The organism is Acidaminococcus hominis, from assembly GCF_900291475.1.
In the GTDB taxonomy this organism is placed as follows: domain Bacteria; phylum Bacillota; class Negativicutes; order Acidaminococcales; family Acidaminococcaceae; genus Acidaminococcus; species Acidaminococcus hominis.
On record NZ_OLMM01000005.1, the window covers coordinates 247,258 to 265,109 of the forward strand.

Here is a 17,852-nt window from a genome sequence, read left to right on the forward strand (position 1 = left end):
GGCAGAATATGCAATATGCGCAAGCACCTTTAGGAAGGCTGGCCGCTTTTACGGCCGGCCTTTCTTGGGAAACTTTACCTCCAGAGGTTCAGGAAGCGGCAGCCTTTCGGGTGCTGGATCTGGTCAGCGTCAGTGTGGGCGCTTCTGGGGATCCGCTGGTGGAACAGATGAAGAAGGCCCTCCGGGAGCTGAATCCGGAGGTGCCCCAGCGGGGGGCTGCCCTGTTTGGAGAACCGGGGAGCCAGTGGAGTCCCGAAAATGCAGCCTTTTTGAACGCCATGCTGGCCCATACCCTGGAACTGGATGACGTGCATCCGGCTTCCAAAAATCATGCGTCCGCCTGCCTGATTCCCGCAGCCTGGAGCCTGGGGCAATTTTTGCAGGTGACCGGGCCCCAGCTGCTGACGGCGGTGGTGGCGGGCTACGAAACGGCCTTCCGCATTGGCATGGCTTTTGGGGTGGCAGCCCACCGGAAACGGGGCTGGCACGCGACGGCTACCTGCGGGATTTTTGGGGCAGCAGCGGCCTGTGCCCAGCTGCTCCGGCTGACCCCGGAACAGACGGCCAGCGCCCTGGGACTGGCCGGGTCCCAAAGCACCGGGGTTTGGGCCTTTTTGGGGGACGGCACCAATTCCAAGGTGCTGAATCCAGCCCATGCAGCGGCCTGCGGCCTGCGCAGCGCCTACCTGGCCAAATACGGTCTGACAGGGCCTGTCCACATCCTGGAAGCCCAGGACGGGGGCCTTTTGGGCGCCATGAGTGACGGCGGCCAGGTGGAAAAGGTTTGCGCCGGCTTGGGCGAGACCTGGGAAATCCTGCGTATGGACATGAAGCCCTATCCCTGCTGCCGGTCTGCCCACGGGGGCATTGACGGGGCCCTGCAGCTCCGTCAATGCCTGCTCACCGGCCGGGAACAGGGCCGGGACGCAGAAGCCCAGGCCGTTTTGGAACGGACGGAGTCCCTCACGGCGGCCACCTACAAAATTGGCTACCAGCAGTGCGCCGTCAGTGCAGGCTGCCTTCACCCCAAGACCCCGGGCGAAGCCAAGTTTTCCCTGCCCTATGCCCTTGCCCATAGCCTTTTGTACTGCCGGGTGGATGGCAGCAGCTTTACCCCGGAGGCGGTGCAGGATCCCCGGCTTCAGGCCCTGCTGCCCCGGATTACCGTCACGGAGGATCCGGAGCTTACCGCCGCCTATCCGGACCACTGGAGCTGCCGGACCACCCTGCGGCTGAAAAATGGCCAGGAAGTGACAGCCTGGGTGGAGGACCCTACCGGTTCCTACCGCCGGCCCCTTTCGCCCCAGGCTGCCCTGGACAAGGCAGAAAGCCTGCTGGCCCACAAGTATCCCCACGGGACCCGGGCCCTGGCCCAAAGCCTGCTGGACCTGGCCCAGGCCCAGCAGCTGCCCAGAATTTAGCGTAATCCTCCTTTTTTATACAAAACCAACAACCAACAACAAACCACAAAAAACAGCGAACCGCAGGAGAACGGTTCGCTGTTTTTTGTGTTAGTTTTAGGTTGGGGAAGCCGGGCTGCCCAGAACGTCCTGGATGACCTGATTCAGGGCCAAGGCTGCCCGGGAATGGTACCGGTCCGGGGACATGGCGGTGGCCAGCTCCATGGTAAAGCCGTCCTGCCCCAGGGACAGGAAAACAGCCGGCTGGAAATAGTGCCGGGAGCTGTAATAGGTAAAAGCCAGTCCCTGTCCAGAGGCTGCCAGGGAGGCAGCAAACATGGCGGACAGGTTTTCGTTGTAGGTTCTTGGCGTAAGCTTGGTGTTCTGGAAAATCCGCCGGGCTTCCCGGCCCAAAATGGTGTCGTAGCTGCTGAGCAGGAACTCAAACTGGGCCGCATCATGGATATCGATATAGCGGGGAATAGGGGATTTCCGGCCGGCGCTTTGGCCGGTTTTGGCCAGCTGGACCAGGGGATGCTGAGGGTGGGCAATCAGGCAGATTTCGTCTTCCATAAGGAATTGGGCCTTAATCCGGCTGTGCTTTTCCGGCATGGCCAGCAGTGCCACGTCAATCTCCCCGGTGAGCAGCATCTGCTCCAGGGCCAGGGAGTTCTGCTCCTCGATGCGCACGTGGATGTCCGGGTATTTGCTCCGGAATACCTTCAGTACCGGGGGCAGCAGGTAGGACCCCCGGAAGGAACTGATGCCCAGGATCACGTGGCCGCCCTTTAGGTTGGCAATATCCTGCATTTGGTCCTGGACCCGGTGGTAGGCTGCGGCCGACTGGTAGGCAAAGTCCAGCAGCAATTTCCCGGCTTCCGTAAGCCGTACCCCGCTGGCGGTACGAATGAACAGGGGGTAGCCCAGGTTGGCCTCATAGGAGCTGAGAAACTGGGACAGGCTGGACTGGGCCATGTACAGCCGGCCGGCGGCCTTGGAGATGCTTTTTTCTTCTGCAATGGCAATAAAATATTCCAAATCTCGTATTTCCATGGTGCTTCCTTTCTATACTACTATTTTCCGAGGATGTTTTGGCGAGAGAGCCCTGCGTCAATTGTATAGGCCTCTTATTTTTAGTTAATCCATCGGTTTTTCCGATATCAAGTATATCAAATTTTTGCATTCTTTCCCAATCGTTTTCATACTATTATGAACAAAGAACGAGAAATTCGGTAATTCAGAATTTTAGAAAAGGGGAGACAGAAATGAGCAGAGTATCCTTACAGGGCATTTGTGACATGCACGTCCACACCAATCCGGATCTGCGGCTGCGGGCCTACAACGATTTGCAGTTGGCGGACGCCGCCGTACGGGTGGGGGCCAGAGCCATTGTGATCAAATCCCATCTGGGCTTTACGGTAAACCGGGCGGCCATTGCCAACGCCTATGTAGAAAAGGTGTACGGCAAGAACACGGGCTTTACCATGTACGGCGGGGTGGTCATGAACAAGATCATCGGCGGGGTAAACCCGGAAGCCGTGGAAAAAGGCCTGAAACTGGGGGCCAAGGTGATTTGGCTGCCCACCCAGTCCGCCAAGCGCCATATGGAAAAGCTGGGGCAGGACCCTGCTTTGGGCATTGAGCTGGTCCGGGACGGCAAGGTGATTCCGGAACTGGAAACGGTGTTTGGCCTGGTCCGGGACTACAAGGCGGTGCTGGCCACGGCCCATGTATCCCCGGAAGAAGCCTTTGTGGTGGTGGAAGCTGCCCGGAAGGCCGGGGTGGAGAAAATCGTCATCACCCATCCGGAATGGTGGGTCTGCGACTACAGCCTGGAAGACCAGATCCGTTTGGTCAAGGATTACGATGTGATTTTGGAACGGTGCTACGCCCAAAATATGGGCAAGGGTAAAAAGTACCATTTGAACCTGAAAGAAAATGCGGAACTGATCCAAACCGTTGGCTATCAGCACGTGATGGTGGATACGGACGGGGGTCAGGTGGAAAACCCGGATTGGGAAACCGAAATCTACGAGTATATGCACTACCTTGTGGAATACGGGATTCCTGAAGAACAGATCTACTACATGACCAAGACCATCCCTTACCGCCTGCTGGGCATCACCGACGAACCGGTGGGAGCCGCCCAAGATTGATTTTCCCAAGCTTCAGGGAGCGGGGGCTTCTGAAGCAGACTAGCTGAAAAGGAGAAAAATCATCATGCTGAGTGCTTTTATTATCTTATCCATTGCTGTGGCCATTTACCTGGGGTACAAAACCCAGCTGAACACCGGTCTCTTTTGTATTGTCTTTGCCTATATCATTGGCTGTCTGGTTATGGGGCTGAAGCCGAAAAACGTCATCGCCTTCTGGCCCATCAGCACCATGTTCGTAATTCTGTCCGTATCCCTGTTTTATAACATTGCTGCCATTAATGGAACCCTGGAAAAAATGTCTGGGTCCCTGCTGTATGCCTGCCGGAAGTTCCCGGGAATGCTGCCGTTTGCCCTGTTTGCCGTAGCCGTTATCCTGTCCGTGATGGGCGCCACCTATTTCACGGTACTGGCTTTCCTGGCACCCATTACGCTGGTCATCTGCGATGAATCCCGGATGGACAAGCTGACCGGGGCTGTGGCCATCAACTGCGGCGCCCTGTGCGGCGGGGACTTTCCTACCTCCAACCTGGGGGTTATCTTCCGGGGCCTGGCGGATACGGCTTATGAAAACAGCCCGGGCCTGGTGGGTCCGGATTCCTTCAACCTGGAAATGCAGATTTTCCTGTTCTCCGTGGTCTTTTCCATTATCTTGATTGCCCTGTTCCGCTATGGCCTGAAAGCCAACCGGAATATCGGCCAAGGTGTGACATTTAAGAAGCCGGAACCCTTTACCGGCAAACAGAAATCCACCCTGACCTTAATGGTGGTCATGATGGTGGTGGTACTGATTTTCCCGCTGCTGAAGATTTTCCTGCCCACGGATCCTACCATCAAATACTTTGCCAACCTGGTTGACGTAGGTCTGGTGGCCATTATCTTTGCCGTCATCGGTCTCCTGATGGGCCTGGCTCCCCAGAAGGAAGCCATTGCCAAGATTCCCTGGAATACTATCATCATGATTGCCGGGGCAGGCATGCTCATTGCCGTTGCCGTACACGCAGGTACCATCAAGATGCTTAGCACCTGGGTGGGCAGCAATGTACCAAAACCGCTGATTCCCATTGCCTTCTCCATCATTGCCGCCATCATGAGCTTCTTCAGCTCCACCACGGGCGTGGTTACCCCGGCCCTGTTCCCGCTGATTCCGGAACTGGCCGATACGGCCAGCATTTCCGCACCGGTGCTGTTTGCCTGCACGGTGCTGGGGGCCCAGTCCAGTGCCATCAGCCCCTTTTCCTCCGGCGGTTCCCTGATTCTGGGTTCTGCTCCTAAGGAAGAAGAGCGGAATACCCTGTTCAGCCGGCTGCTGCTGGTGGCCGTGCCCGTCAGCATTGTAGTCTGCGCTGCCTACAACTTTGTGGTAGCCCTGATGCTGTAAGAATCGATTTTCCTGTAATTCCATAAAAAAACGGTATTTCTGTTGGATGCAGAAATACCGTTTTTTGTGTCTATTTTGTTTGGGGGCTTACTTGTCTTCCGCCAGGGGATAGGCCTGGGTAATAAAATCGATAAAGGCTTTCAGCCCGGAGAGTTTGGTGTAGTCCTTCCGGTAGTACAGCCAGGTTTCCCGGATCAGGGGATTGCCCTTGGAATCGGTGAGAATTTGGGCCTGGAGGCCCGGAGTATCCTGGCCGCAGCTTTGGGTCAGGAAGGTAAAGCCCAGGCCCTGCTGGACCATTTTCAGGCTGGTATCCATGGCATCGGTCTCGATGGTGGTCATCGGGGGCTGGGAAAAATGGGCGTACCACCAGTCGTCCAAAAGGTCCTGCATGGCTGGGTCCGTGGTGTAGTGGATGTAGGGGAAACTGGGCAGCTTTGTCAGGTCCAGGGGTCCCTTGCTGAAGGCACAGATGGGGTCCTGCCACAAAAAGCGTTTTTCTTCTTCCCAGTTCCGGTCCCCCCGGACGATGCACAGTTGGAATTTCCCTTCCCGAAAATCCCGGTACAGGTGCTGGCTGAAGCCGCTGCGCAGGTGAATTTCCACCTGGGGATAGACGGCCTTGAACTGGCTCAGCAGCTTGGGCATATGGTATTTGCTGAATACGTTGGAGCAGGCGATGGATATGGAGCCTGCCGGCCGGGACTGGAAGGAGGAAAGCTCCGCCCGGATGGCCTGGTAGTCCTTTTCCTGCTGGAGGCAGTAGGCGTAGAGCCGCTCGCCTTCCGGGGTGAAGGTAATGCCCCGGGGCTGGCGGAGCACCAGGGTGCAGTCAAATTCCTTTTCCAGGTTGCGCAGCCGGTGGCTCAGGGCCGGCTGGGAAATAAACAGGCGCTTGGCGGTATGGGTAATATTCTTTTCTTCATACAGTGTCTTGAACAGATCGATATCACTGCTGTTCATAGGAACATCTCCTTTGGCGAAAGGACAAACGGCAAGAAAAGTACAAATAGAAATAAATATATGTGATGGGAAGCGGAAAGAAAGATATATTTGTTCTATGATTATAAACAGGGTATCATAAAAGCAGTATAAAATGCAAGTCCCACAAAGGAGCGTGAAGCAAGTGGTACAGTTGATTTCGGAAGGCGTATATTGGCATGAAGGCAAGCTTTGGCAGGAAGGGGAAGCAGCCGCCCGGGGGTGGAAGCCCCAGGCTGCAGAAGGGCGGAAAAAGACCCTGGCCTATCAGGTACTGACCCAGCATAGTGACGGGCAGGACGGGGGGCTCCATATCCATTTTGATTCCCTGACTTCTCCGGACATTGGGTACATGGGCATTGTCCAAACGGCGGTAGCCAGCGGCCTGGACCATTTTCCCCTGCCTTATGTGATGACAAATTGTCATAATACTCTGGCGGCCGTAGGGGGCACGGTCAACGAGGACGACCATGTCTTTGGCCTGTCCGCTGCCAAAAAGTTTGGGGGCATCTACGTGCCGCCCCATATGGCGGTCATCCACCAATATATGCGGGAGCGCATGACGGGCGGCGGCCGGATGATTTTGGGCTCTGACAGCCACACCCGCTACGGAGCCTTTGGCACCATGGGCGTAGGGGAAGGGGGTCCGGAACTGGTAAAGCAGCTCCTGGGCCACACCTACGATATCCCGCTGCCCCAGGTGGTGGCCGTGTACCTAAAGGGAGCACCCCGGCACGGCATCGGTCCCCAGGACGTGGCCCTTGCCATTGAAAAAGCCGTTTACAAAAAAGGCTTTGTGAAAAACAAGGTACTGGAATTTGTGGGACCGGGGATTACCGGGCTTTCCATGGATTTTCGCAATGGCATCGACGTAATGACCACGGAAACCACCTGCCTGAGCACCATCTGGTGTACGGATGGGGTGGTGCGCCAGTACCTGACGGAGCATCAGCGGCCGGAAGCCTATAAGGAAATGAACCCTGGGGATATGGCCTATTACGATGGGGCCGTTGTGGTAGACCTGGGCCAGGTGGAGTCCATGATCGCCATGCCCTTCCATCCCAGCCATGTCTATACCCTCAAGGAATTAAACGCCGGAGGCCGGGAACTGCTCCAGGAAATTGAGCAGGAAGCCTTAAAGAGCCTGGAACGGAAGGATTTGTCCCTGCACCTGGCGGACCAGTACTACGACGGGAAAATGCACTGCGATACCGGGGTGATTGCCGGCTGCTCCGGCGGCCTGTATGAGAATATTATGGCGGCTGCCCGGATTCTCAAGGGCAAAAATATTGGACCGGAACGGTTTACCTTCTCCGTCTATCCCTCCAGCCAGCCTATTTACGTGGACCTGATGCGCAAGGGAGCCCTGCTGGATTTGATGGACGCAGGGACCATTGTCCGCTCCGCCTTCTGCGGACCCTGCTTTGGGGCCTGCGATACCCCCAACAACCACGGCTTCAGTATCCGGCACACCACCCGGAACTTCCCCACCCGGGAAGGCTCCAAGCCCGGCAGCGGCCAATTGGCTTCGGTGGCCCTCATGGACGCCCGGAGCATTGCGGCCACCGCTGCCCAGGGCGGCGCCCTGACCCCGGCTACGGAAGTGGAGTACGATGACCAGGTGCCGGCCTACCATTTTGATTCCCTGCCCTATGACCATAAGGTGGTGGACTGCTACCAAAAGGGCCAGCCGGAGGTTTCCCTGGTTTATGGCCCGGCCATTAAGCCCTGGCCGTCCATCCAGCCCCTGAACCAGAACCTGCTGGTGCAGGTGGCTGCCTACCTGGATGACCCGGTAACCTCTACGGACGATTTGATTCCCTCCGGCGGCGAAACGTCTTCCCACCGGTCGGACCCCTATGCCCTGGCGGAATTTGCCCTGAGCCAAAAAGCTCCGGAATATGTGGGCCGGGCCAAAGCCGTCCAGGCCCTGGAAAAGGCAAGACAAGCAGGCCAGCTGACCCCGGAACTGACGGCGGTGTATGCAGCCTTAAAGGAAACCCTGAAGCTGACAGAAAGTGTGGAAGCACTGGCCAAGGATACTTCCCTGGGCAGCGTCATCTACGCCAACAAGCCCGGGGACGGCTCTGCCCGGGAACAGGCGGCTTCCTGCCAGCGGGTGCTGGGGGGCGCTGCCAACCTGGCCCTGGAATACGCTACCAAGCGCTACCGGAGCAATGTGATGAACTGGGGGATGCTGCCCTTCCTTATGGACCCGGAGGAGAAGACCAAATTGGCCCTGGGAGCCTGGATCTACCTGCCCAAGGTCCGGGAAACCCTGCTGGGCGATACAGACGCCTATACCGCCTACGTGTTCCAGGACGGCAAGGCGGTGCCCCTTTCCCTGCACCTGGGGGACGTGGAACCGGCCCAGAAGCAGATCCTGGCAGCCGGCTGCCTGATCAACTACTACGCACAGCAAAGAAAATAATATAGCAGCAAAAAATTACCGAACACCGTCGGGTGTTCGGTAATTTTTTACCTTCTTGTTAGGGCGCATAAAAAAAGCCTGGCCAAAGGCAGAAACCTTTGGCCAGGCTTTTTTGCAGGGAGTTTTAGTAGGACAGGGGATAGAACAGGGCCACATACACCAGGGAAACAATGACACTGATAAAGGTCAGGGGCAGGCCCGGCTTTACGAAATCGATGAACCGGTAGCCCCCGGGTTCTACGGCCATGGAGTTGGCGGGCATGGCTACAGGGGTGGCAATGGCAATGGAAGCAGCGAACCGGACGGCCACCAGCATGGCTTTGGGGCCAATTCCCAGGGTGCTGGCAATAACCAGGGCGATGGGGGTGAACAGGATAATGGTGGCTGCGTTGGACATAAAGTTGGTAATGGGGGTAATGATCAGGAAAATGCAGAACAGGATGATCATGGGGCTGCTGATGCTGCCCAGGAAATTCAGGGTACCGTCGGCAATCATCTGGGCGGCGCCGGAATTCTTCATGGCAGCGGCCACAGGCACCATGGCGGCGTAAATGATGATGCCGCTGATGGGTACGGAACGGGAGGCCTCCTTCATGCTGATGCAGCGGAAGGCCACCACCAGAATGGCCCCAATCAGGCCGATAAAGTGCAGGGGAATACCTACTTCATCAGAGAAAATCATGCCCAGGAAAGCGCCTACCATCACGGCCAGGGCGAGAATCCGTTTCCAGGCGGGAACCTTGGAATAATCTACCGTCAGGGAGGCAGCAGAATAATCATCGTCCTGGTTTTGGGGTTCGTCCGGCAGCAGGTTATAGCCAATGGTGGCCATATAGAAAGCGGAAATCACTAAGAGCAGCAGGGACAGAGGGGCAAATTCGAAGAAGCCCATGGTTTGGCCAATGCCCAGGCCTTCCAGGGTTTCTTTCAGGAAGGGACCGGAGGTGGTGCCTACGATGGTGATGCCACCGCCAAAGCAGCAGCCTACGATAACCGGGTAAATCAATTTGGAACGCTTCATGCCGGTGGAATTGCTGACGCCTAAAATCAGGGCAATCAGCAGGGCGGCAGCACCGGTATTGGACAAAAAGCCGCTCATAATGCCGGAAAGCAGAACCGTGGCGAAAACCAACTGCCGTTCGCTTTTGGAAAAGCGGGTGAGTATATGACCGATTTTTTCTGCCCCGCCGGTTTTAAACACGGCTTCCCCAATAACGGCCATGGACGCAATGATCATGGTGGTGGGACTGGAAAAGGATTTCAGGGCGGTGTTGGCGTCAATGGCGCCAATGAGATAGAAGCCGACGGCAACGCTTATGGCCGTGGCGGCCAGGGGAATCAATTCCGTCATAAATAGGATAAAGGCAATCAGGATAATGCCAATAACCAATGTTGCAACGCTCAAACCAAACATAATGTTCTCCTCCGTGGCAGAAACTTCCTGGGGGTGCGCACCAGAATCCGGGGAAGCCGACTGCAATAATGTATTTCACTATGCCCATACAGTACATCAAATATTCTGAAAAAACCAATGGTATTAAGTTGTTGGAGAAATAACCTTTTGGTTAATGAATTTTTGGTTATTGATACAAGAACTATTTATCATTGGGCAAATCAAAACTCTGAAAATATAATAAACTCAATTCCAATTCAGCCGTCGGAGGTAAAAAAATGGATGAGTTAAAAAGAGTTTCTGAATTTGTAGCAGCTTTCTCTCTAGAAAAAGCAGATGAGAATGTAAAAGCAAGTGCCAAAAAGTGTATTTTAGATGTGGTGGGGCTGGCCATGGGGGCTTCTGATAACCCCATGTTCCAACAGATCAAAAAGGTGTATTTGCAGGCGGACAACCAACAGGCCTTGGTGCAGGAAGGCAGCAGCGCCCAGCTGGCATCCATTTGGGGCAGCCCGGAACGGACCAACCTGCGCACCGCCGTATTCTTTAACGCCATGCAGGGGCATACCCTGGAACTGGATGATGTGCATATCCGTTCCAAAACCCATATTGGCACAGTGGTAGTGCCTGCGGCCTGGGGCCTGGCAGAAGTGCTTCACAAGTCCGGGGATAAACTGCTGGAGGCAGTAATCTGCGGCTACGAGGTGATGAGCCGGATTGGCATGGGCTTTGGGGTTTCCAGCCACCGGAACAAGGGTTGGCATGTAACCAGCACGGCGGGCACCTTTGGGGCAGCTGCGGCCTGTGCCAAACTGTTGGACTTTACCCCGGAGCAGGTCCTGGCAGCCCTGGGCCTGGCAGGCACCCAATCCTGCGGCACCTGGGCATTCTTGTCGGACGGGGCCACCAATAAGGTACTGCATCCGGCCCGAGCAGCAGCCAGCGGCTTGGAGGCCTGCCTTTTGGTACTGGGCGGGATGCGCGGCTCCGCCCATATCCTGGATGCCAAGGATGGGGGCATTTTCCCCATGATGAGTGACGCCTATGACTATTCCCTGGTGGACAAGGATCTGGGCAAGGTATACGAAATTCTCCAGGTGGACAAGAAGCCCTACCCCTGCTGCCGGAGTACCCACTGCGTTATTGATGGGGTGCTGAACTTGCGCCGGCAGTACCAGCTCCAGGCAGAAGACGTGGTCTCCATTCAGGTGGGAACCTATCTGGTAGGGCTGAAGCAGTGCGGCCTGACGGATACCTGTAAGGTGCCCCAGCTGCCCACCCAGGCCAAATTTTCCACGCCCTATGTGGCAGCCTGTGCCCTGCTTCAGGGCCGTGTAGAGCTTCAGGATTTTGCCCCGGACCAGATTCTTCGGCCCCAGGTGCAGGCTTTGCTGCGGAAAGTAACCGTGGCGGAAGACCCGGAATTTACCGCCCGGTACCCGGAGCATTGGGGCTGCAAGGTCACCATCACCCTGCAAAACGGAACACAAGTGGAAACCGTGGTGAAGGATGCTTCCGGCAGCGTAGGTTCTCCTCTCACCGATGCCCAGCTTCAGGACAAAGTCCGGGCCTGCTGCCAAAAATACCAGGGCCCGTGGCTGGAACAGCTTATGGGAGACCTTTTGCAGTTGGAAACCTTGAGCAAGCTTCCCTCCCTGGTATATACTAAAGAGTAGGACCGCTTGCGGGGATTCTGAAGGGGCGGTCAGAAAGCAGGGATACACCATGACGGAAAACGACTTGACGAAAATTGTGACCATTGCCGAAGAAGGCAGTATGGCCAAAGCGGCCCAAAAATTGTTTATCACCCAGCCGGCCCTGAGCAAAAGCCTGGCCAAGGTGGAAGCAGAACTGGGGGAGGTCCTGTTTACCCGGAGCAGCAATGGGCTGATTCCTACGGAAGCGGGAAAATACCTGGTGACCAAGGCCTACCAGATTCTCAAGCTGTACGAGGATACCCGGGTGGAATTCTGCGAACTGAACCAGATGCAGAAGGGCCTGCTGAAACTGGGCTCTGCGGAACGGATTGGCGCCCTGCTGCTGCCCAATCTGCTGAAATCCTTCAGCGAGCGATATCCCAATATCAAAATCGACATTGTGGAAGAAAATAGCGTGCTGCTGGAGGAACAGGTGCTGATGGGGGCTTTGGATTTGGCCATTGTCTGCCTGCCTCTGCGCAATGAGAATCTCAGCTATAAGGTGTTCTACCGGGGACCGTTGTTCCTGGCCCTGCCTAAAAGCAGCCCGGCCAACCGGTTTGCCTATTACCAGGAAGGGGAAAAGATGCCCTATATCCACCTGGAGGACGTCCTGGACCAGGAATTTATCCTGACCAAGCCCTTCAAGAAAACCCGGGTGGCGGCGGACCGGATTCTGAAGCCCTTTGCCAAAGACGTGAAGATTTTTATGGAGTCGCAGAACATCGAAACGGTCATCCGGCTGGTGGCAGGGGGCATGGGGATTTCCCTGGTGCCTTCCATCTACACCAAAAGCTACGTGACCGGGGATAACATCAACTATTACCAAATTGAAGAAAAATATGAGCCCTATTGGGAATGGGCGGTCATCTACAACGGGGAGCTGGGGCATTTGACCCGGCCTTCCCGGGAACTGTACAAGCTGATCTGCCAGGAGGGGTGCACCTTCCCCAGCTATCTGGCCTAAAATAACGCAAAAAAACACCGGCTGCCAAGGCCGGTGTTTTTTGTTGACAAACTTGTTTTTGGAGGCTATCGTACAGATAGATAGGCATTTTGCAAAAATAGAGGGGGAAGCGTTATGGAATCCATTTCACTGGCCGCCTACGGGCTGCTAAAGGGCGGGTATGACCTCCATATTCATTCCCTGCCCTCCGCTTTGGATCGGCAACTGGACGATATCCAGGTGTTCAAGGAAGCGGACCGGGCGGAAATGGCCGGCATCTTGTTGAAGAACCACGGAGAGCCTACGGGCAGCCGGGCCTGGCTGCTGAACCGGTACCTGCCCCTGGCAAAGGTAAAGGCCTACGGGGCGGCGGTGCTGAACTGGTCCCTGGGGGGCCTCAATCCCCTGGCGGTGCAAACGGCTCTGGCCCTGGGGGCACGCATCATCTTTATGCCCACGGTGGATGCGGCCAATTTCCCCCTGCGCAATCTGCCCGGGGACGTACTGCCCCGGCCGGGCATCCGGATTACGGATCCTGACGGGAATCTGCGGCAGGAAGTTCGTGCCATTTTCCAGGTGGTGAAGGTTAAGGGGGCGCTTTTGGTCACCGGCCATATCAGCCCGGAAGAAGCCCTGCTCCTGTGCCGAGAAGGCAGAAAAGAAGGGGTAAGAATGGTCCTGACCCACCCGGAATGGGCCCATACCCGGATCCGGCCCCAGGACCAGGCCGAACTGGCCCAAAGCGGGGTCTACATTGAGAAATGCTGGTACAATGTGGCAGAAGGGGAATGCACTCCGGCGGAAATGGCGGAACATATCCGGCTCATAGGGCCGGAGCACTGCTTTTTGACCACGGACCGGGGGCAGAACGGCCGGGAAACCCCGGTGGAGGGGATGCTCCAATTTATCCAAAGTCTGCTGGATGAGGGGATTTCCCAAGCTGCCATCCGGACCATGGTGACCCAGGTGCCGGAGGAAATGCTGGGAATTGAATGAATGAACGGAAAAGGCCGCAGCCAGGGTATCTGGCTGCGGCCTTTTTGAGAGGTGCTGTACGCTATTTAGTTGTTGCCCTGGGGCGGGAAGTCGTTCCGATGCTGGCTCTGGGGGGCCGGCTGGTGCGCTCTGTTGTGGGCTCTTTGGGGTGCTCTTTTGGGCGGCTTCCGGTTTCTCCATTCCGGATGATCCTTCTGGTCATCCCAGTGGGACAGGGGTGCCGGGTGGGAATCCCCCAGCACCACCACAATCTGGCTGAGGGGCTCTTTGTGCTCTGCGGCCTGGGCCTTGGGGGTGCCTAGCAGGAGATTGTAGCCGCAGACCAGAAGGGCGGCCAGCAGGGGCACGGTCAGCTGTTTTTTCAGCCGCTGCCAGGCTGTTTTATAGGGGCTGGGGCAGGCCAGAGCGGCCGTACCTACAGCGTTTTTTTGCAGGATCTGTTTTTGCAAAGTCATGAGAAGGACCTCCCTTTTCTTGATGGTCTTAGTATAGGGCAGAAACATGAAAGAACTATGAAAATCCTGGGCAGAAAATAAGCAAATGGGCAAAGTGGGGAAGACGCAAAAAAGGAAGTGCCGGGGCACTTCCTTTTTTGTATTTTATTTCCGATACGTTCCTTCAGGAGCGGGAGTCTGGCGGTTTTGGAGTTCCGGGCGCTGTTTCTGCTCTTTTTGCTGCTGTTTTTGTTCCTTGGTAAATTTCTTTTGCTGCTTTTGGTCTTTTTTCAGCTGCTTCTTTTCTTGCTTTTGTTCCTTTTGCTGCTCTTTGGTGTTTTCTTTCCGGTCTTTTTGGGAGGTCTTGTCTTCTCTTTGTTCAGGCTTGTTCTTTTGGTCTTTCAGGGAAGCCTGGGACTGGAGGCCATTTTCTCCTCTCACCAGAATGTACTGGGAGCGGTTTCCTGCTTCCGGGGCAGCGGCGTGGGCCACATTGCCAGCAGCGGCACTGCTGAAGCCGCAGACCAGGGCAGCCGCTACCAAGAACCGACCGGCACTTTTCTTTATTTCTTTCCAGCTGCTGCTCTCCATTCGGCTGAGCAGGGCCGTTTCTGTATAGGATTTTTCACTTGCTTTTACTTGTGTCATAAAAATGACCTCCCTTGTTTTTCTGGCCCTATTCTACCTGCGGATTATGAAAAGAACATGAATGGAGCTTGACAACTTTGTGTTTTTTGCGTTAGTGCAGCAGGTCCAGCAGCGGGTTGGTCTTGTGGACCTGAGCCCGGATTACCTGGCCGTTTTGGGCGTTGACGATGAAGTGGTAATCCATGCCATCCTTTTCGCAGTCCGCCAGGTAGAACAGGGGCATTCCTTTGAAGGTCCCTTGGGGTCTTACGCCGCTGGGCATGCCCGGCTGAGGGGCTGCAGGAGCCTTTGCGGCAGGGGAAGCCGTCTGGTTTTGGGCTTGGGCGTCTGTGCTTTCAGGAAGCTGCTGCTGCTCAGTATTCGGCACCGGTGCCTGGGGTTGGGTGCCCGGCGCTTTTTCCGGGGCTTTGGGGCCTTGGGGTGCTTTCCCGGCGAAGGGCTGGCCTTCCTGGGGTCCCCGCTGGAATTTTTCTCCCTGCTGCTTTTCCTTCTGGTCCCGTTTGTCGTGCTTACTGTCCTTGGCTTGCTTCTTGTCTTTTTGGAAGCGGCCGTCCGGGTTGGGCAGCTTGTCTTCCAGCTGGACGCTTCGGAAGGTAACGGAAGAAGGATCCGTCCCCAGGGTGTTGGCAACGGCTTCTTTTACCTGATCCGTGCTGACCAAGGTGATATTCTTTTGGGCGGCCAGGCTTTGCAATAGGGTGGTCCGGGCTTCCCCTTCCTGGAGCCGGGCGTTGGCCCGTGCCTTATGGGCGGCGATTTTGCCTGCCCCGCACAGCACGGCCAGGGCCAGGACGCAGCCGGCACCTTTTTTCAGCCGGCGGGCAGTAAAGGTTTTTCTGCCCCAGGAAGCGGTTTTTTGCAGTACTTCTTTTGCTTGTTGTTCAGTTTTATTGGTGTCCATCATGGATTCCTCCCTTTGGGCAGTTCCTCAAGGGGTCTGCCTTTGTTGTATTGGCTACAGTGTAGGGCCGGAACATGAAAGGGAAATGAATGCCAATATTTTTTTAGAATTTCAGGGTAAACGTACTGCCCTTTCCCAGGGTACTGGTGACGCCGGCCTGGGCCTTTTGCAGTTTGGCGGCAGCTGCCACAAAGGACAGCCCCAGGCCCAGTCCCAGGTTCTGCTTCTTGTTCCGGGAGGGATCTGCCTGGTAGAGCCGGTTCCAGATCCGGGGCAGGTCTTCGGGGGGAATGCCCGGCCCGTCATCAGAAACGGCCAGCACCACCCGGCCCTTTTCCTGGCACAGGGAAACCTGGATGGTATGCTTGGCAAATTTCAGGGCGTTATCCAGGTAGTTGCCCAGAATCCGGGCAAGCAGCTGGTCGTTTCCGGTAACGGTAAGGTCCGGTTTTACCTGGAGCTTCCAGGCGAAGTTCTGGGCGGCCGGCAGCTTCTGGTAATCTTCCAGGGTTTCCGTGACCAGCTGGGACAGCTTGACCGGTCCCAGTACCAGGTCTTTCCGGCTGTCCAGCCGGGACAGCTCCAGCAGCTGGTTGATCAGGCGGCTCATGCGCCGGGACTGCTGAAAGATATGCTGAAATTCTTCCTTGGCCTCGGCCACGGTTTCCGTATAGTCCTTGCCGTATTCACTTTCAGCCATGATGACGGCCGTGGGGGTGCGCAGCTCATGGGAGACATCGGAAGTAAAATGCTTTTCCCGTTCCAGCTGTTCTTCCAGTTGGGCCAGCATCCAGTTGAAGGTATGGCCCATCTGGTGGATTTCGTCCTTGCCGTCCCCCAGGGGAATCCGCTGGGACAGGTCCCCGGTTTCCCCAATGGCCCGGGCTGCTTCACTGATGGCCTGGACGGGGGCAAAGCTGTGCCGGATAATCCGGTAGCCGCCCAGGGCAATGAGAAGGAGAAACAGGGGCAGGCTGATGAGCGCCGTAAGCAGGATTACCTGGTAGCGCCGGGCGTAGATTTCATCGGGAAGAATGCCCCGGATCCAGGGCAGGGGCTGTGGGGAGAGGACGGTTCCCGGCTGCCGGAGGGCAGGGCGGATGGGCTGATCCACGTAGTGGTAGCTTTGGCCGTCAATCACGATTTTCTGGGGCCCCCGGTTGAAACGGGGCGGCAGGGCGGGCATCCCTTCCGGTTCCATGCCGGAGAGCAGCTTTCCCTGGGGGTCCCGGAGGGACAGATAGACATTCTTGTCGTAGGGCCGGAAATGCTCCGGGTCCTGGGAGGCCTTATCCACGGCCTTGATCAGGTCCTTGCCGGCGTCCCGGCGCTCGTGGTCCTCGGCCATTTCCAGCACGGCCCCGGTAAAGACGGCCAGCACCAGTGCCAGAAATAGGGTGTACCACAGGGTTACCCGGATGGAAACCGGGAGCTTGGTGAAAAAATGCACCAGTTTATGCCAAAGTAAGGAAAGCCTATTCTTTAAGGACATAGCCGGTACCTCTCACGGTGTGGAGCAGCTTGGGCTCAAAATCCTTGTCGATTTTCTTCCGCAGGGTTTTGATGTACACGTCCACCATATTGGAGGCCCCTTCGTAGGAAAAATCCCAGGCGTGCTCCAGAATCTGCTCCCGGGACAGGACTGTGCCCTGGTTCCGCAGCAGGTAGTCCAAAATGGCAAATTCCTTGGGGGTCAGGCTGATTTCGGTGCCGCCCCGGGTGACCTGGTGGGTCCGGGTGTCCAGTACCAGATCCGCCAAAACCAGCTGGGGGCTGGCGGTCTGCTGGGGGTTGCTCCGGCGCAGCAGGGAACGGATCCGGGCCAGCAGTTCTTCAAACTCGAAGGGTTTTACCAGGTAGTCGTCCCCGCCGCAGTCCAGCCCGGACACCTTGTCCTGGAGACTGTCCCGGGCGGTAAGAAACAGCACCGGCACCTGACTGCCCCGGCTGCGCAGGGTTTTGACCAGGGTCAGCCCGTCCATTTCCGGCATCATGATGTCCACAATCAAAAGGTCATAGTCGGCGGCGTCCAGGTAGGCCAGGGCCTCCTTGCCGTTAAAGGCGGAGTCTACGGAGTAGGCTTCGATTTTCAGCCGTTTGGCGATTATTTTGTTCAGGGAAGGTTCGTCTTCCACAATGAGTATTTTCATGCTTTCCACCTCCGGATACTTCTTTCCTTATTGTACAGGATACTGCCAGAATGTGAAGCGAAAATGAAAACTTTAAGGTTAGCAAAGACTAATATGCCAAAAAATCTTAAAAAATCCCGTAAAGCCTGATATTAACTGGCTTTGCAGCAGAAATAGGGAAACAAAAAAACGACCTGCTGAAAAAAATATAAAATTTTTTCTAAAAGGGTATTGCCTAAATGCGGCTTGTATGCTAGAATCATTCCTGTAAGTAAAGACTAACCGCATTGTCTTTATTTTTTTCAGGTGAGGTTAGCGAAAACTAACCTCACCACTCCCCTTGTTTATTAGCCTTTAGTTTG

At 56.1% G+C, this 17,852-nt stretch carries 15 protein-coding genes; 7 read left to right on the top strand and 8 right to left on the bottom strand.

The genetic code is table 11. The annotated features are described in order from the left end of the window. Positions 1-8 precede the first annotated feature (8 nt). The gene (locus tag C7E10_RS07545) at positions 9-1,421 is read left to right on the top strand and encodes an MmgE/PrpD family protein (RefSeq protein ID WP_105326717.1); all 1,413 of its coding nucleotides are present in this window, start codon (positions 9-11) and stop codon (positions 1,419-1,421) included. Positions 1,422-1,517: 96 nt separating this feature from the next. On the opposite strand, the gene C7E10_RS07550 is transcribed toward C7E10_RS07545, so the two are convergent. After that, positions 1,518-2,453: a LysR family transcriptional regulator gene (locus C7E10_RS07550; RefSeq protein WP_105326718.1), complete on the bottom strand. Its 936-nt coding sequence runs from the start codon at positions 2,451-2,453 to the stop codon at positions 1,518-1,520. A 212-nt stretch (positions 2,454-2,665) separates the two neighbouring features. On the opposite strand from C7E10_RS07550, the gene C7E10_RS07555 reads away from it, so the two are divergent. Then, the gene (locus tag C7E10_RS07555) at positions 2,666-3,556 is read left to right on the top strand and encodes a DUF6282 family protein (protein WP_105326719.1); all 891 of its coding nucleotides are present in this window, start codon (positions 2,666-2,668) and stop codon (positions 3,554-3,556) included. A 64-nt stretch (positions 3,557-3,620) separates the two neighbouring features. Beyond that, positions 3,621-4,934 carry an SLC13 family permease gene (locus C7E10_RS07560; RefSeq protein ID WP_105326720.1) on the top strand — a complete coding sequence of 438 codons (1,314 nt, stop codon included), beginning with the start codon at positions 3,621-3,623 and terminating at the stop codon, positions 4,932-4,934. Between the two features lie 87 nt (positions 4,935-5,021). On the opposite strand, the gene C7E10_RS07565 is transcribed toward C7E10_RS07560, so the two are convergent. Then, complete coding sequence (locus tag C7E10_RS07565) at positions 5,022-5,897, bottom strand: LysR family transcriptional regulator (protein WP_105326721.1); 876 nt, start codon at positions 5,895-5,897, stop codon at positions 5,022-5,024. Between the two features lie 163 nt (positions 5,898-6,060). Here C7E10_RS07565 and C7E10_RS07570 point away from each other — a divergent pair, with 163 nt between their 5' ends. Beyond that, positions 6,061-8,346 carry a hydratase gene (locus tag C7E10_RS07570; RefSeq protein ID WP_105326722.1) on the top strand — a complete coding sequence of 762 codons (2,286 nt, stop codon included), beginning with the start codon at positions 6,061-6,063 and terminating at the stop codon, positions 8,344-8,346. Between the two features lie 124 nt (positions 8,347-8,470). Here C7E10_RS07570 and C7E10_RS07575 read toward each other — a convergent pair whose 3' ends face one another. Further along, a complete protein-coding gene (locus C7E10_RS07575; RefSeq protein ID WP_160101855.1) occupies positions 8,471-9,751 on the bottom strand; it encodes an SLC13 family permease in 1,281 nt (426 codons plus the stop codon). A 266-nt stretch (positions 9,752-10,017) separates the two neighbouring features. Here C7E10_RS07575 and C7E10_RS07580 point away from each other — a divergent pair, with 266 nt between their 5' ends. From C7E10_RS07580 to C7E10_RS07590, 3 genes are all read left to right on the top strand, one after another. Beyond that, the gene (locus C7E10_RS07580) at positions 10,018-11,415 is read left to right on the top strand and encodes an MmgE/PrpD family protein (RefSeq protein WP_105326724.1); all 1,398 of its coding nucleotides are present in this window, start codon (positions 10,018-10,020) and stop codon (positions 11,413-11,415) included. A gap of 49 nt (positions 11,416-11,464) precedes the next feature. Then, positions 11,465-12,403 (top strand): LysR family transcriptional regulator, encoded by a 939-nt coding sequence (locus tag C7E10_RS07585; protein WP_105326725.1) that lies wholly within the window; start codon positions 11,465-11,467, stop codon positions 12,401-12,403. A 114-nt stretch (positions 12,404-12,517) separates the two neighbouring features. Continuing rightward, complete coding sequence (locus C7E10_RS07590) at positions 12,518-13,378, top strand: DUF6282 family protein (RefSeq protein ID WP_105326726.1); 861 nt, start codon at positions 12,518-12,520, stop codon at positions 13,376-13,378. Positions 13,379-13,443: 65 nt separating this feature from the next. Here the strand turns inward: C7E10_RS07590 and C7E10_RS07595 are convergent, their stop codons facing one another. From C7E10_RS07595 to C7E10_RS07615, 5 genes are all read right to left on the bottom strand, one after another. After that, a complete protein-coding gene (locus C7E10_RS07595) occupies positions 13,444-13,833 on the bottom strand; it encodes a hypothetical protein (RefSeq protein ID WP_105326727.1) in 390 nt (129 codons plus the stop codon). A 144-nt stretch (positions 13,834-13,977) separates the two neighbouring features. After that, positions 13,978-14,460 (bottom strand): hypothetical protein, encoded by a 483-nt coding sequence (locus C7E10_RS11970; protein ID WP_118286649.1) that lies wholly within the window; start codon positions 14,458-14,460, stop codon positions 13,978-13,980. Between the two features lie 91 nt (positions 14,461-14,551). Further along, on the bottom strand, positions 14,552-15,364 hold the full coding sequence (locus C7E10_RS07605; protein WP_146109053.1) for a hypothetical protein: 813 nt from the start codon (positions 15,362-15,364) through the stop codon (positions 14,552-14,554). A 100-nt stretch (positions 15,365-15,464) separates the two neighbouring features. Continuing rightward, on the bottom strand, positions 15,465-16,853 hold the full coding sequence (locus tag C7E10_RS07610; RefSeq protein ID WP_231085757.1) for a sensor histidine kinase: 1,389 nt from the start codon (positions 16,851-16,853) through the stop codon (positions 15,465-15,467). Then, positions 16,837-17,511: a response regulator transcription factor gene (locus C7E10_RS07615; protein ID WP_105326730.1), complete on the bottom strand. Its 675-nt coding sequence runs from the start codon at positions 17,509-17,511 to the stop codon at positions 16,837-16,839. Before C7E10_RS07615 ends, C7E10_RS07610 begins: the two co-directional genes overlap by 17 nt. Positions 17,512-17,852: the final 341 nt, after the last annotated feature.

Coding starts and splice junctions, on each gene's coding strand:
- C7E10_RS07580 (WP_105326724.1), top strand. CDS start 10,018: ATGGATGAGTTAAAAAGAGTTTCTGAATTTGTAGCAGCTTTCTCTCTA.
- C7E10_RS07545 (WP_105326717.1), top strand. CDS start 9: ATGCAATATGCGCAAGCACCTTTAGGAAGGCTGGCCGCTTTTACGGCC.
- C7E10_RS07605 (WP_146109053.1), bottom strand. CDS start 15,364: ATGATGGACACCAATAAAACTGAACAACAAGCAAAAGAAGTACTGCAA.
- C7E10_RS07610 (WP_231085757.1), bottom strand. CDS start 16,853: ATGTCCTTAAAGAATAGGCTTTCCTTACTTTGGCATAAACTGGTGCAT.
- C7E10_RS07590 (WP_105326726.1), top strand. CDS start 12,518: ATGGAATCCATTTCACTGGCCGCCTACGGGCTGCTAAAGGGCGGGTAT.
- C7E10_RS11970 (WP_118286649.1), bottom strand. CDS start 14,460: ATGACACAAGTAAAAGCAAGTGAAAAATCCTATACAGAAACGGCCCTG.
- C7E10_RS07560 (WP_105326720.1), top strand. CDS start 3,621: ATGCTGAGTGCTTTTATTATCTTATCCATTGCTGTGGCCATTTACCTG.
- C7E10_RS07615 (WP_105326730.1), bottom strand. CDS start 17,511: ATGAAAATACTCATTGTGGAAGACGAACCTTCCCTGAACAAAATAATC.
- C7E10_RS07550 (WP_105326718.1), bottom strand. CDS start 2,453: ATGGAAATACGAGATTTGGAATATTTTATTGCCATTGCAGAAGAAAAA.
- C7E10_RS07565 (WP_105326721.1), bottom strand. CDS start 5,897: ATGAACAGCAGTGATATCGATCTGTTCAAGACACTGTATGAAGAAAAG.
- C7E10_RS07555 (WP_105326719.1), top strand. CDS start 2,666: ATGAGCAGAGTATCCTTACAGGGCATTTGTGACATGCACGTCCACACC.
- C7E10_RS07585 (WP_105326725.1), top strand. CDS start 11,465: ATGACGGAAAACGACTTGACGAAAATTGTGACCATTGCCGAAGAAGGC.
- C7E10_RS07595 (WP_105326727.1), bottom strand. CDS start 13,833: ATGACTTTGCAAAAACAGATCCTGCAAAAAAACGCTGTAGGTACGGCC.